Origin of the sequence: Helicobacter cinaedi PAGU611, assembly GCF_000284635.1 — a bacterium.
In the GTDB taxonomy this organism is placed as follows: Bacteria; Campylobacterota; Campylobacteria; order Campylobacterales; family Helicobacteraceae; genus Helicobacter_C; species Helicobacter_C cinaedi.
This window is the reverse complement of the sequence record NC_017761.1, coordinates 847923-862299: the sequence shown is the minus strand read 5'-3', so window position 1 is coordinate 862299 and position 14377 is coordinate 847923. Positions and strand designations below refer to the sequence as shown.

Here is a 14377-nt window from a genome sequence, read left to right as displayed (position 1 = left end):
ATGCCTATTCCCACGCTTCAAAATGCACATATCGCTATCATCGGCTTAGGCTATGTTGGTTTGCCCTTGTCTGTGGCTTTTAGCAAAATCTATCCCACCATTGGCTTTGATATAAATCCACAGCGGATTGATGAGCTAAAATCTAGCTTTGATAGCACACAGCAAGTAAGCAAACAAGAGCTGCAAAACTCCCCAAATCTTAGCTTCACGCATAATCTCTCACACATCGCACACGCAAATATTTATATTATCTGTGTGCCTACACCCATCACAGAAAACAAAACACCAGATCTCTCCGCCCTAATTCACGCAAGTGAGCTTGTAGGTAAGATTTTACAAAAAGGTAATATCGTGATTTATGAATCTACCACTTACCCCACCTGCACGGAAAATGAATGCAAAAACGCCTTAGAAAAAAGCTCAAATCTCACTTTCAACACTGACTTTCACCTTGGCTACTCGCCTGAACGCATTAACCCAAGCGATAGCTCCCACACACTCACACAGATTCAAAAAATCACTTCCGGTAGCACAAAGCAAGTAGCACACTTCATTGATAGCCTATATAGCTCAATCATCACAGCCGGGACTTTTTGCGTCTCATCAATCAAAACTGCTGAAATGACAAAAATCATAGAAAACGCTCAACGCGATTTAAACATCGCCTTTATCAATGAAATGTATATGATTTGCGATGCCTTGCAGATTGACGCCCTAGAAGTGCTTGAAGCGGCAAAGACAAAGTGGAACTTCCTGCCTTTCACACCCGGGCTTGTTGGGGGGCATTGCATAAGTGTAGATCCTTATTATCTCACGCATAAGCTTCATAGTATCGGCTATCACCCGCAAGTGATTAGCTCTGGGCGGCTCATTAATGATACTATGCCACATTTTATCGCACAGAAAATCATCAAGCTACTTATTCAAAATGGCATTGAGATTCTAAACGCAAAAGTTTTAATCCTTGGCATTACCTTTAAGCAAAACTGCCCTGATATACGAAACTCCAAAGTCCCCATTGTGAAAAAGGAGCTAGAATCTTTTGGGCTAAAAGTAGATGTGTATGACCCTGTGGCAAATAAGCAAGAAGTGCAAAAAGAGTATCAAATCTCACTTTTAGATGAGTTGCCCTTAGCCTATTTTGACTGCATTTTTCTAGCCGTAGCTCATAATAAGCTCCTCTGCCTTAATCACAAAAAGCTAGGCAAAGCAAAATCTATCTATTACACGCTCACAGCCCATAAGCTAGATTCATAAACCGCATACATAAAAAGCCAAAAAAGCCTAGCCCCACGCAATGCAAGGCAATATGGGCTATTCTAAAACGCATAGCCAAAACACATAAAAGCAAAAATATACATAAAAGCCAAGTCGGTGTAAAAAACTCAATAGAATCTAACCTTAAACTCATAGCCCATTGCAAAAAGCTATCACATAACCAACCAAAGCCCAAAATATGAGCCACAAACATACAGGGAAAAAACACCACAAAAAGCAAACTTAAAGGAATACTAAGTATATTTAAAGGCGTAAAATAAGGAAAAAACCAATGCACCAAAACAAGCATATCTAAAAAAATCAGCGTATTAAACCATAAAGGCAGTAGCACAAACTTACCCACAACCCCACGCCATTTTTGAATCTTGCTAAACTTCGCAAAGAGATAGATAAAAAACACTCCGCCAACAGATAGCCCAAAGCCCACAGAAAAAATTAATCGCGGGAATAAAGCCAAACACAAAGCCACCACTACAAAAAGTAGCCTAAAGCTTAGCAAATTTATCCCGCTAAAAATAGCTACAAATCCGCACACACTCATCACATACGCTCTTAAAAATGAAGGCGTAAAATCAAGCACAAGCAAATATAAAAATAGCACCGCACACATCAAGATTCCAATATCAAAATATTTGTTGCGATAGCTTATAAATCTATGGAATCTCCCATACACAAAGCCTATAAGCCCTCCAAGCACAAGGCTTAAGATTCCCAAGTGAAAGCCACTAATGGCAATAAGATGAGCTATGCCTAATTTATTGCTTAAATCTCGCCAAGTATGGGGCAAAAAGTCCGCTAAAAATAGCGTTTTATACAGCGAAGCAATAAGCGGCTCATTATGTTGAGATTCTATATACGCCCTAAGATTGAGCCTATAATCCAAATCCGCTAAAAGCGAAATGCGATAAGAGATAAAAAAACAGCTTTTTAGATACTCCACAAAGCCACATTCTAGCCTTTTGCCATAGATTCTTACAAATCTATGCGTTAAGTCTTTTATATCTTCTTTGCTTGTTGTGTAGAAAATCTCGCCCTTATCACTCTTTAGCTTTAAAACTTGATAACTTGAATTATTTTTGTGCTTTGTGTATTGAGCGATGACTTGAGCGTAAATCTCTTGGGTATCTTGCGGAGTAATATACGCACGATATGCGTTATATTCTAAAAGCATATTACCCATAAAAAGAGCTAGACACAACCCCACAAATGCCAAAATCTCCCTTTTTGTATGTAAAATCTCCACTGCCAAGGGAGAATGTGTAGAGTGAGTTTTGCTATTCACTTGTTAAAAGACATTGGGCATATCAAAGTTAGAATCTGTCGGGCTTTGGGGCGGTGTGCCTCGCTCCATATTCTGCAAAAAATCTGCACCATCAATACGCGTTTGTGTCATCTCGTGGCTGTATTCTTCAGGCTTATCTTCAAAACGCGTAAATTTTTTATTAAACTGAATCTCCACATTACCTATCTCACCATTGCGATTTTTAGCGATGATAATCTCTGCCGGTTCAATCTCACGCTCGGTATGCTCGGGCTTAAAGTCCTTTTCCTTGCCCTCTTTTTTAAGCCTTGCATATCGCTCCTTATCCGCCCTTCTAGCATACACATCATCGCGGTAAAGAAATAAAATCACATCAGCATCTTGCTCTATCGCTCCAGAATCTCGCAAATCTGACAAAATAGGACGCTTATCATCGCGAGATTCCACAAGGCGATTAAGTTGAGATAGGGCGATGATTGGCATTGAAAGCTCCCTTGCCAACATCTTAAGTCCGCGTGAGATTTCAGAGACTTCCGCTTGTTTGCCTATCTCCCCCTTGCCACCATTCATAAGCTGTAAATAATCAATGATCGCCACACTTATTTGCGGATTCTGCTTTTTGAGCCTACGCAGTCGCCCTTTAAGTTGAGCGATACTAAGCGAAGAGGCATCTACAATCTGCAAAGGCTGATTTGCTAGTTTATCCACCACACTGCTTAGCTCACTTATCTCATTATCATTAAGATTTGCTGTGCGGAGATTCTGCAAAGGGATTGATGCCTTTGCACTTAGCATTCTCATACCCAGCTGCAAATAAGGCATTTCAAGGCTAAAAATCACTACACCCTTATTGTTATCTAAAAAATGTTGCGCGAGATTTAACACAAAAGTCGTCTTCCCCATAGACGGACGCGCACCTATGATGATTAAATCCCCTTCATTAAAACCTGTTGTAAAGCGATTTAGCTTTTTAAAGCCTGTGTCAAGTCCGGTTAGCTCAAGATTCCCACGATTTTTAAGCTCTATGATATGATCCATTACATCTCTCGCCACCTGCCCTGCATCATACACATCATCATTTGATTTTCCCAAGCTCATATCGCTAAGTTTCCTACTCACTTCATCAACAATCTCTTCCACACTTTGATTATTATCAAGTGATTTTTCACGCAAAAGATTAGCTAGAGAGTGCATTTCACGCTTGATACTTGCCTCTTTAATCTCATCAATATAGGCTTCAATATTTGCGATAGGATTAATCGCTAGAATCTCAAGTAACTCTTCTTGCGTGATTTTCTTATTTGCAGGTTTTTTGGCTAAAATAAACTCACTATCAATAGGCAGATTCTCTTTATTCAAAATCTCACACATTGCAAAAATATCCCTATGCACCGGATATAAAAAGTCCTTAGGGCTTAGCTCTGTGGCAATCTCTTCAAACTTTTCAGGCGAGAAAAAAATAGATGAAAGCACGATTTTTTCAATCATAATAATTGTTTCTTGCATACACAATCCTTACTAACTTGAATGCAAGAATCCTACACTTTTTTGCATTAAAAAGTGTTTTATTTCCTATCTTTGCCATTTAAGAGTAAAGCAACTTCCCCTGCCCTGCTGACTTTGCACCTCTATATCTATGTCATACTCATCGCAGATTCTTTTTACCAATGTTAGCCCTATGCCAAAGCCCCCTTGATACTCATTGCACCGCACATATCGTTCAAAGATTCTATCCTTTTGAGAATCTGTCATACCACAGCCACTATCGCTAATGCTTAAACTCCCCTGCCCTAAAACAATCTCGATCTCCCCGCCCTTTTTGTTATACTTAATCGCATTGCTTAGGAGATTATCAAGCACACAGCTCATCTTTTCCGCACTCGCAAAAATATAGCTAGATTCCGCCCGAACCCCCACGCACAAAGCCTTTTGCTCAAAAAATGGCGAGAAATACTCTAATCGCTCCTGTAATAAAGTATGTAAAGCAAGATTTTCACGCATATCATTAATACTATGGGGGAAGTTATACGCCACTAAGATTCTATAAATATGACTTAGACTTTTAGAGGCAAGTTTAATCCGCTCTATTTTTTGGGCTTGTGTGGGGGTAAGATTATCAAGTGAAAGCGTCTCAATACTCATTAGAATAATGCTTAAAGGTGTATTTATCTCGTGGGTAGAATCTTTAATAAAAGCATTCAAAGTATTAATCCTTTGCTGCATAGGTTTCAATGAAAGCTTAACCAAAAAATACGCCACCACGCCCACCACAAAAAGTGAGAGCAAAAAATACGCTATCATCTTAAGACGCAAAACAAACATTTGAGATTCTAAAGAAGCATCTTGTATAAAAATCTTATATCTCGCATTATCGCGGTATTTTGATACAAGATTCTTCTTACTCTTATGAGCTTTTGGAATCTTTTCGTGCATTGAAGGCTCAATAATCACATATTCCCCACGCATAGCAAAGCCCTCTTCTATCTCACTTTGACTAAGCTTTACTTTCAATGTATCATACAAAACCGCACCTTTTTTATTGTAGATTCTAAGCGGTGTGCTAATCTCACTTTGAATCTGCGTAAGCCCAGCTTGCAAGTCATCTTTATTATTATGTAAAATCTCATATACTTCAAGGCTTATCTCACGCAGATCACTGACTTGATTTGCTATCAAATGTCGCGCTTCTTTGGCATAAGAAAACCAAAAAAACACGCATAAAAAAATGCCTGTTGTCCCCAAATATAGACTTAGAATCTTAATGATACTCTTTGCATTCTCACTCAAAACACCTACTCCACATTGTTATTTTCATTATAGCAATACCCTCTGCCGCGTTGATTGACAATACTATCTTTACCCAGAATCTTACGCAGATTTTTCACATACGCACGCAAACTCATTTCACTTGGCTCTTGCTCGTATTCCCACAAAGTATCAAAAATCATCTCTTGGGATACATAGCTCCCCTTGTGTTGTAAAAGCAATAAAAGCAAAAGACTCTCCTTTTGTGTCAAAGGCACAATGGCGTTATGCTCATCATAGAGCAGTTGCGTTAAGATTCCAAACTTCATACCATTACGCAGCTTCACATATTCCGTATGCGTATGGGAAAAAGAGCGTTTCAGCAATGTGCGGATACGATATTGTAGCTCCAAAAGCTCAAAGGGTTTTTTAAGATAGTCATCGCACCCCGCCTTATAGCCACTTTGTAAATCATCAATCCTATCAAGCGAAGTGATAAAAATGCTCGGTGTGTTTTTCCCACACTCCCTAAGCTCTTTTAGTATATCAAATCCATTACCCAAAGGCACTTTCACATCAAAGATCCACAAATCAAAATGCTGCTCATAAGCACAATTTAACGCATCTTTAGCATTATCACAAAGCTTCACATCATAGCCCTGCTCGTTTAAAAATTCAAGCAGAATCTCACTTAGCACAAAGTCATCTTCTAGCAATAAAATCTTTGCCGACATCTTTTACTTCCTTTTTGTGCTTTTACTTTTTCTTTGTTTTTTTCATACTGAGCGACAGCAAAGTATCTCTTTTCAAGATTCTAAGTTTTTTATTTTTTATAAGGGGGAGGGGCTTAAATTGCGAAGTCGGCTCGCAGATATACCGCTCATTCCCCCTTATAAATCGTTCGCAATCGTGTCGCTCACCCCCTACAACGCTTTTATAGGTTTGCACTTCGTGCAATTTAATTTTACACGCTTAAAGATATACTTTAAGCGTAGTTGGCCTCGTTGTCTCTCATTATCATTGCAAGGCAAGTTTTTTATTTCTTTTTTGGCTCACAATGCTTTTTTATCCTTGCATTCAGCTTTGCCTTTGCACTCTTTAAAATGTCTATGCGGTGGCAATCCACTCTCTTTTAGCTCCTTTTCACTCATATTTTCCACACGCTTTTTCATCGCTTCGTGTGTAGCCTTTTTATACTCTCTATATTCCTTGACACTCATATTTTCAGTAGCCTTTTCATATTGAGCTTTGAGCTTTTCTCTAAAGTCTTTTGCCTCTTTTTCACTTTTAGCCTTCATTCGCTTTGCTATCTCAAGCTCATAGTCAGCAAACTCTTCAACCTTAACTATGCCAGAGAGTGAAATAAGCTCCTTATCACTTTTCTTGCTAAAATCCGCTGCATTCGCACACACTAGACTTCCAAAAGCCACAGCCAACACACCTATTTTCAATGTCCTTGTAAGTTTCATAAAAACTCCTTTTATGTTAGTTTATCCTTAAATGGATAGGCGAAGTTTATACTTTTAAAATGAAGTCAAAGTGAAGTGAAAAATTCTTTATACAATAGATTCACACACGCGGCTAAAGACACGCACACCACAAGCGGTTTTATAATCTTTACCCCATAGCCAATAGCTATGCGTGAGCCTAGACTTGCCCCTGCAAACTGCCCTAACGCCATACATAAGCCCACAATCCACAAAATATGCCCCCCAAAGGCAAAGACAAGCATTGAAGCAAGATTTGTAGCGAAGTTAAAAAGTTTAGCATTTGCTAAGGCTTGAAGCAGTGAAAAGCCCCCAAGCGTAATGAGAGAAAGCATAAAAAATGAGCCAGTCCCCGGACCAAAAAATCCATCATAAAAGCCAATTATCCCTAGCACAAAGCCTAGCCCTGCACTTCCCAATATCGCCTTGCTAGAATCTTGCGTGATTTTTGGAGAAAAGAGAAAGTAAAACGCAAAGATAATCAGCAAAAATGGGATACATTTACGCAGAAAATCACTCTCAAAAAGCCCCACACACACACTCCCAAGTATAGAGCTAAGAAAAACCACACACACAAACCCCACACTTCCTTTTAAATCAATATGCCCCCTTTTGTAAAAATGCAAGCTCGCCCCAAAGCTCCCAAAACAGCTTTGAAACTTATTTGTCCCCAAAGCTTGAAGCGGTGGGATTCCAGCAAAGAGCAAGGCAGGGATAGTTATCATTCCCCCACCCCCAGCAATAGAATCTACAAATCCCGCTACAAACGCACAAGCGATTAAAAATACAACCAACCCCACACTTATCTCAATACCAAAATCAAATACCATATCTAAATCCTAATAAAAATATGAGAAAAGCGATATTATAAGATTAAAGTGTTAAATGTGAAGTGATAAATTTGATATGAATGTTAAAGATGTAAAGCAAGTCAAAAGAAATATGATAAAAGCAAAAGGTGCCACAAACGACACATTGTGAAGCACCTTTCTTAAAGGAGACAAAACAAGGATTAGAAATCCCACTTGATTCTAGCAGCAGCGATAACGCCTGTTTCTTTACCGCTAAATGTATTGGTACCAGCAGCAGTATTACTCCTTGCACCACTTGTTCCCTCAATTGTTTGATAGAAGCTTACTTGTGGAGCAAAAGTAAAGTTTGAGCTAACTTTATAAGGAAGCTGAATAAATGCTGAATAACTATGAATCATTGAATCTTTATCTGCTCCAGAAGCAGTTTTTAGAGCATTTTTTTGTCCTTTTCCGCCAAATGTCGCCTGATACCCAGCACCGATGATAAGTCCCATATCACTAGAAAGCTTTGTGCCAAACTCCACTCTTGCACCCGCTCTTTGTGCGTCTAATCCAGCTACATCAAGCGTAGAATGGTGATAACCACCTGTACTTATTCTTGTGAGTTGCTCACCATAAAGATGCCCATTTTTACCATAATTTGCCATTAATGAAAGGAATGAGCTACCAAATGTAGGTTTATAACCTATCCAAGCGTGATATGCACTTGTCCCAGCAGGCACATTTCCTTGAATTGTGTTAGAATTGTAGTATTTATAAGTCGCCGCTGCTTTAAAGATAGGTTTGCCTTTGTCATCATTGATTGTATAGCTTGTAGCGATACGAGGAGATTCTTGATTTGGTCGAGCTGCACCACCATTTCGTCCATCACCTGTTTCATCTTCTACAAGCGCTAGGCTTAGTCCAGCTACATTATATTGAATCTGAATCTTTCTGCTTCCAGTAGCAATACCACCAAAGCCACTTGAGCCATTGTCATTGTTGAAGAAGTCATTTGTAAAGCCATTATCAATTGTTGGGGTATTTGTCTTACCAAAGAGAATTGTCCCAGCCGAAGTTGTATAAGATCCCCAATATTGTCTCCAGCCTGTGCTGTTAGCATTGCCATCGACGCCCGGCTCTACTGCACCCCACTCTACATTAGCTTTAAACTTATCTTTTTGGAATTTCACACCAAATTGTGAGTTATTTTGAATCCCAATAAGGTATCCCGCATCAGCTCCAGCCTTGCCACTTTCGCCATAGCCTACATAACCGCGGATTGATCCATAGATATCAACCTTTGTATCATCGTTATTATGCACTTCAAAAGCCATTGCTGGCAACACAAGAAGAGCCGATAAAGCACTGCTTACAACTATCTTTTTCATAAAAACCTCCATTACGAGTTGTTTAAGATTATAGTTCAAGATTGAACTAGTGCCATTATCATTAGAAAATGTATAAAATGTCAAGGCTAAATGTAAAATTTATGTAAAATATGGGGAGATTCCCCACAAACTAAGCACTATTTCACAAAATATCAAATAAAGATTGTCCTTGTTTTTAAGGATTATTCAGCAGTTGCATAAACTCTGCACGAGTTTTAGAGTCTTTCTTAAATAGCCCACGCAACGCAGAAGTGATGATATGCGACTGCCTTTGCTTCCCTCGCATTTCAAGGCATAGATGTCTTGCTTCACATACGACCATTACACCCTTAGGGCTTAGCTCACTCATCAGTGCATTGGCAATTTGCGCTGTAAGCTGCTCTTGAATCTGCAAACGATGTGTAAAAACTTCCGCTAATCGTGCCAAGCCACTAATCCCCACGAGTTTAGAATCTGGAATGTAGCCAATAGATATAAAGCCAAAAAAAGGTAAAAGATGATGTTCGCACATAGAATAAAAGGGCAGTTTTTTAAGCACTATCATTTCATCACACACGCCATCTTCAAAGACACTGCCTAAGGCAACTTTTGGGCTTTGAGCGTAGCCATCTAGCATTTCTGCAAAGCTTGTAGCAATACGCTTTGGTGTAGCTTCTAACCCCTCTCGTTTAGAATCTTCCCCCACAAACGCGCATAAAGATTCAAAAAATGCCTTTGAGCTTTGCTCTAGGGCTTTATCTTGTGGTATTTTCATAGACACTCCTTTGTAAATTTTGATAATAAGATTTTACCTAAGATTCTAAGCTTTTATCATACTGAAGCGTAAGCTTTGTTTGAGATTTTGCGTTTTTGTCGTATTGAACCTTTAAAAAAAGCGAAGTATCTTTATGTTGTAAGAGAGTGTTTTTGCTTTTTTTTCTTTTCACAAAAAGTGGTTTTGAACGCTAGTTTCTGTTTTTCTGTTTTTTTTTTAAAGGGGGGTAGGGGTCGTTAAATTGCGAAGTCGCTCCCGTAATAACTTCGTATAGCATACATTATACGAAGTTATACGAATGTTGTTAAGAGAGGTTTTTTGCTTTTTTTTCTTTTTCACAAAAAGTGGTTTTGAACGCTAGTTTCTGTTTTTCTGTTTTTTTTTTAAGGGGGAGGGGCTTAAATTGCGAAGTCGCTCCCTCCCCCTTAAAAATCCCCCACCCTACAACGCTTTTATAGGTTTGCGTTTCACGCGATTTAATTTTACACGCTTAAAGATATACTTTAAGCGTAAGTTAGCTTTGTTTTCGCACCACGAGAGGGGCGAGATTCTGCCATTGTGGAATCGACTTGAGATTCTAGGCTTTTAGAATCCACAATTCTAGTATTTGCGGTATTGCTAGTGGGGCTTTTTATGGATTTTAGGGGGGGGAGCTAGACATAGAGTCTGCGGTTCCCCTAAAATCCATAAAATCGCTACTATGATTACCCAAAGACGAATTGTAGGCTGAATGCCTACTCAAAATCTTTGTCCTAGTAAAGACTTTATACGATTTTGTATGCTAGGATGTGTGCTTAAAATCTCACTCGTATCAAAAAGATACGCACTTGCACGAGTAGGATTCGGCTCGGTGTAAGTGTTTTGAGAATAATCTTGGCTAATCTTTTGTAACGCCCTAATCATCGGCTCACTATCTCTCATCAAATACGCCGCACCAGAATCTGCCATATACTCGCGGTTGCGAGAGATAAAAAGACTTAGCACCATTGTAAGCAAAGGTAAAATAAACTGCAACACAAGCAGGATATTCCTAGCTACACGCGCTCCTTGAGAGTTTGAGCTGCTGAAATAAAAGGTAAAGATATTTACCCCCAAAAGCATAATATTGCTTAAAATCCCAACACACATTGTAAGCCTTACATCGCCGTGTCGTATATGGCTTAGCTCGTGGGCGATGACGGCTTTTAGCTCATCTTCTTTTAGTCGCTCTAAAAGTGTGGAAGTAATAGCAATCATAGAGTTTTTTTCATTCCACCCACTTGCAAAGGCATTCATATATGGGGCTTCTATGATATATAACGCTGGTTCAAAAGGGCAATTTGCACTTTTAAGCAAATCGCTAAAAACACCATAGAGTGTGGATTCTCTGCGGGAAAGCACGAGATTTGGATTTATGCGTTTATACTCATTGCCACTTAGCATAATGCGTGAAAACTGCCCCACACTATACATTATCACGCCAAATGCCACAACGCCCATTATAAAAGTGATAAGGGGGAATTCCTGTAATGTGAGTAAGAGATAGAATCCCTCCTGCAAACTCTCGCTATTTAGCCGAATAATATCCGCCAACAGCCCGATAAAAACAAAAATGGCAATATACACGCATAAAACAGCATAGGTTTTAAGCTGATTTTGTCTAATAATGCGTTCAAAACGAGAATCCATAAGCTCCCCTTAAATTCATAAGCCCTTGCTTAACATTTATTCAGCGATATTATGGCAAAGTTTTGCTAATTTATCTTAAGACACACAAGCAAAAACTAAGGAGATATTATGGAAAAATCAAAAGCAGTATTTGAAAATGAGCTTACACAGATTTATGAGCTAAGCCAGATTCAAAGCAGGGAGATTTATACATTTTTTGACGCTATAACACAGCAGGATTCACCCAAACACAAGATTTTATGTGATTTAAGTAAGCAATGCAACCTTGAACCTAGTCAATCAACCCTTATGGCGTTGTGTGAGCGTATAGTAAATCTGCGAGAAGATAAAGTCGTGCAGATTTTACAAACGCAATATGTGGAGAGTGAAAACAAAGAATATGAGATTGACAAAGCACGATATATGCTCCTTGATTTTGTGATGAGATTCTACCAAGGGCAGTTTGAAAGCCTTTTGCAAAGTATAGAGCAAAAGGGGCTTTTAAGTGCATTTTATAGGGAGATTCTAGCTAGTACACATCGCGTTGGACTTGCGATGAATGGCTTTTTTGTATCGTGGCAAAAACGACTGATTGATGGGATAAACCGAGACTTTGAGAAGACATATAGCTTCGTAGAATCTCTCACAAACCTAGATTCTACAGAAGTATCTTGTGATGATTTTTTGGGCTGTAGAGGTGGGGGTGAAGGGAGTTTGCTCAATGCAAATGACCAAGCCAACACCGCAGACTCCCACAAAAGCACACAAGAGACAAGGCAGATTCTAGAATCTAGCCTTGATAGAGATGAAAATGGCGTATATATCGGGCGGTGCTACTCTATCCCATTGCAAGTTGGCACAAAGTTTATCTCACAGCCTTATATCAAGGCATTCCCACAGGAAGTGGAGTGCATTATTAAATCTTTGAAGCAAAGTATTGAAAATCTTAGTTTGCTAGAAGATTCTATATATCACGCAAAAGATGCTTATATTGCCTATTTGAAGACACTTATAAGAGCGTGGGGAGAGAGTGAAAGCAAAAATCTCATCAAGCAATGGCAGGAAGTGGATTTAGCGTGGATGGCTATCAAAACGCCCTTGCAAATCGCCCACCCTTTTGAGTATTATGAAGATATTTATCGCCATAGTGTCGCACCAGAATGGGACTTACGCCTAGAGAATAAAAAGAATGAAACAAAAAGCTATGCTAAAAATCTTGTGGGAGCAATGTTTCAAACATTAAGTCAAGAATTAGAGCTAGATTCTACGCTTTATAATGCCATTACTTGTGCGTTTAAGCAAACAAGCTTGTATAACTCAATGCCGCTTTTGTATTATGGAGCGGAGAATAATGGACTATTTTCCGCACAAGTGGTGCCAAATGATGAGACAATCTCCAGTCAAAAGGGCAAAAAGATCTTTGCTTTCCCAGATAGAATCATCAATCAAGCTAAAGCCAAACCGCAGATGAAAATTAATGTAGAATTTTTCGGGGCGGAGCTTTTGGAGAAGTGGCGTGAGATTTTATTTCATAATGAAAGGCTTTGGCACTTTGTGTATGACATTAGCACGAATGGACACGAGTTTGGGCATATTCTGTGGGTGGATTGGCAGAGTGAGGGGCTTATGAATATTGATGGAGAGTTTAAAAATATAGAAGAATTTAAGGCTACTTGCGGTGGGCTTGTGGCGTGGTTTTTACACTATGAGAAAGCAAAAAATATGGGGCAAGATTCTGCGGATTGCAAAGATTTGAAAGAGATTCTTGCTTATGAAACAAGCTTGGGTGGAATGGATAAAATTTTAGAATCTTTGCTTGAAGATCACATTAAGCGTTGTGTTGGGCTTATGGCGTGGAGGGAGAGCTTGGAAGTTCGGGCGTATTATTGTGAGGGACTATTGCATTTAAGCGGATTATTTGAAAGCGGGGTGTTAAGCTTTGATAAGGCACAAACACCGCATTTGCAGATTCACAAAGAGCATTATACTAGGCTGATAAAGTGGTATCAACACACCTACACATCTTTGGCTAAGCATTACATACAAAAGCTCCCAGCAAATGCGTGGCTTGAACGCTTTATCAATCGCAATGGCTATCACGCTATAAATCCGCAAGTTAGAGCTTTTGCTGACTTTTATTGGGAGCGGTATAAAAGCATTGGCAATGAGATTTACTCGCCTTTGTAAAGCTTATTTGCAAATCTTAAAAGTGCAAATAAGCAGCACCCTTAAACCCCAAATCAAACAGCCCCACAGTTATAATTAAATCTCCACATTCAAGCTCTACGCTTCATATATATCCCCTCAATTCAATGCCATCAACCCAGAATCTTCATCTTAAATAAAATAATATTAATACCAAATTGTGCACCAAGATGCTTTGACACACAAAGCTAGGAATATTCCCATTCAGTCTTACTCAAAGGAAGTTATGCAACAACAGCATTATAATTACCAACTTACGCCTTGAGCAATGACAGAAGACACAGGCACAACAGCAACCTTAAAAAAATACAAATAAAACTATAAGGGTTGACACCATGTTAAAAAACACAACATTGAGCGTAATGCTAACTTACAATCTATTTCCAACAGAAAAATGTGTATTTTTACCTGTAGTGAGACTTAAAAATATGCATTTGAGTCTTCTTATTTTAAATTACAAATAATGGATTAATAAGTTTATTGATGGCAAATCCATTTTAGTAAGTCAAATTTAAGGATTTTATAATTTAAAGCCAATCGTTTGCATTTTACTTCCGCCACAGATGATGAAGCACTAGAAGCATTAGCATTTTTTGCTAAAAATGAGGGCATTATCCCAGCTTTAGAGTCTAGCCACGCCCTTGCTGCATTACTTAAAGTATGCAAAGAGAATAAAGGCAAAAAAATCATTGCAAATGTGTCAGGCAGGGGTGATAAAGATATTTTCATCACAGCAAAAGCCCTGACACCAACGCAATGGAAAAACTTTTTAAAAGATGAGATAAAGCGGATTGAGAGCTAGGCTCAAAGTTAGATTA

12 protein-coding genes and 1 pseudogene are annotated in these 14377 nt (G+C 38.9%); 3 read left to right on the top strand and 10 right to left on the bottom strand.

Annotated features, from left to right (window positions below; translation table 11 throughout):
* The gene (locus HCN_RS04360; RefSeq protein ID WP_002956782.1) at window positions 1–1257 is read left to right on the top strand and encodes a nucleotide sugar dehydrogenase; all 1257 of its coding nucleotides are present in this window, start codon (window positions 1–3) and stop codon (window positions 1255–1257) included.
* On the opposite strand, the gene HCN_RS04355 is transcribed toward HCN_RS04360, so the two are convergent.
* The 10 genes from HCN_RS04355 to htpX form a co-directional block, all read right to left on the bottom strand.
* The gene (locus HCN_RS04355; protein ID WP_231900556.1) at window positions 1232–2560 is read right to left on the bottom strand and encodes a ComEC/Rec2 family competence protein; all 1329 of its coding nucleotides are present in this window, start codon (window positions 2558–2560) and stop codon (window positions 1232–1234) included. The two genes, HCN_RS04360 and HCN_RS04355, sit on opposite strands and share 26 nt — an antisense overlap.
* 3 nt (window positions 2561–2563) lie before the next feature.
* On the bottom strand, window positions 2564–4045 hold the full coding sequence (locus tag HCN_RS04350; protein WP_014666671.1) for a replicative DNA helicase: 1482 nt from the start codon (window positions 4043–4045) through the stop codon (window positions 2564–2566).
* Between the two features lie 66 nt (window positions 4046–4111).
* Window positions 4112–5326 carry a sensor histidine kinase gene (locus HCN_RS04345; protein WP_002956785.1) on the bottom strand — a complete coding sequence of 405 codons (1215 nt, stop codon included), beginning with the start codon at window positions 5324–5326 and terminating at the stop codon, window positions 4112–4114.
* Between the two features lie 5 nt (window positions 5327–5331).
* Window positions 5332–6018: a response regulator transcription factor gene (locus HCN_RS04340; RefSeq protein WP_014666670.1), complete on the bottom strand. Its 687-nt coding sequence runs from the start codon at window positions 6016–6018 to the stop codon at window positions 5332–5334.
* Window positions 6019–6040: 22 nt separating this feature from the next.
* On the bottom strand, window positions 6041–6241 hold the full coding sequence (locus HCN_RS11215; RefSeq protein WP_133246276.1) for a hypothetical protein: 201 nt from the start codon (window positions 6239–6241) through the stop codon (window positions 6041–6043).
* Between the two features lie 95 nt (window positions 6242–6336).
* Window positions 6337–6753 carry a DUF1104 domain-containing protein gene (locus HCN_RS04335; protein ID WP_014666669.1) on the bottom strand — a complete coding sequence of 139 codons (417 nt, stop codon included), beginning with the start codon at window positions 6751–6753 and terminating at the stop codon, window positions 6337–6339.
* Between the two features lie 65 nt (window positions 6754–6818).
* Window positions 6819–7601: a TSUP family transporter gene (locus tag HCN_RS04330; RefSeq protein WP_014666668.1), complete on the bottom strand. Its 783-nt coding sequence runs from the start codon at window positions 7599–7601 to the stop codon at window positions 6819–6821.
* Between the two features lie 182 nt (window positions 7602–7783).
* Complete coding sequence (locus tag HCN_RS04325) at window positions 7784–8953, bottom strand: porin family protein (protein WP_014666667.1); 1170 nt, start codon at window positions 8951–8953, stop codon at window positions 7784–7786.
* 175 nt (window positions 8954–9128) lie between these two features.
* Complete coding sequence (folE, locus tag HCN_RS04320) at window positions 9129–9707, bottom strand: GTP cyclohydrolase I FolE (protein WP_014666666.1); 579 nt, start codon at window positions 9705–9707, stop codon at window positions 9129–9131.
* A gap of 738 nt (window positions 9708–10445) precedes the next feature.
* Window positions 10446–11375 (bottom strand): zinc metalloprotease HtpX, encoded by a 930-nt coding sequence (htpX, locus tag HCN_RS04315; RefSeq protein ID WP_014666665.1) that lies wholly within the window; start codon window positions 11373–11375, stop codon window positions 10446–10448.
* Window positions 11376–11483: 108 nt separating this feature from the next.
* On the opposite strand from htpX, the gene ciaB reads away from it, so the two are divergent.
* On the top strand, window positions 11484–13541 hold the full coding sequence (ciaB, locus tag HCN_RS04310; RefSeq protein WP_014666664.1) for an invasion protein CiaB: 2058 nt from the start codon (window positions 11484–11486) through the stop codon (window positions 13539–13541).
* A gap of 544 nt (window positions 13542–14085) precedes the next feature.
* Window positions 14086–14361, top strand: a pseudogene (locus HCN_RS04305) (tryptophan synthase subunit beta); the annotation flags it as partial.
* Window positions 14362–14377 lie beyond the last annotated feature (16 nt).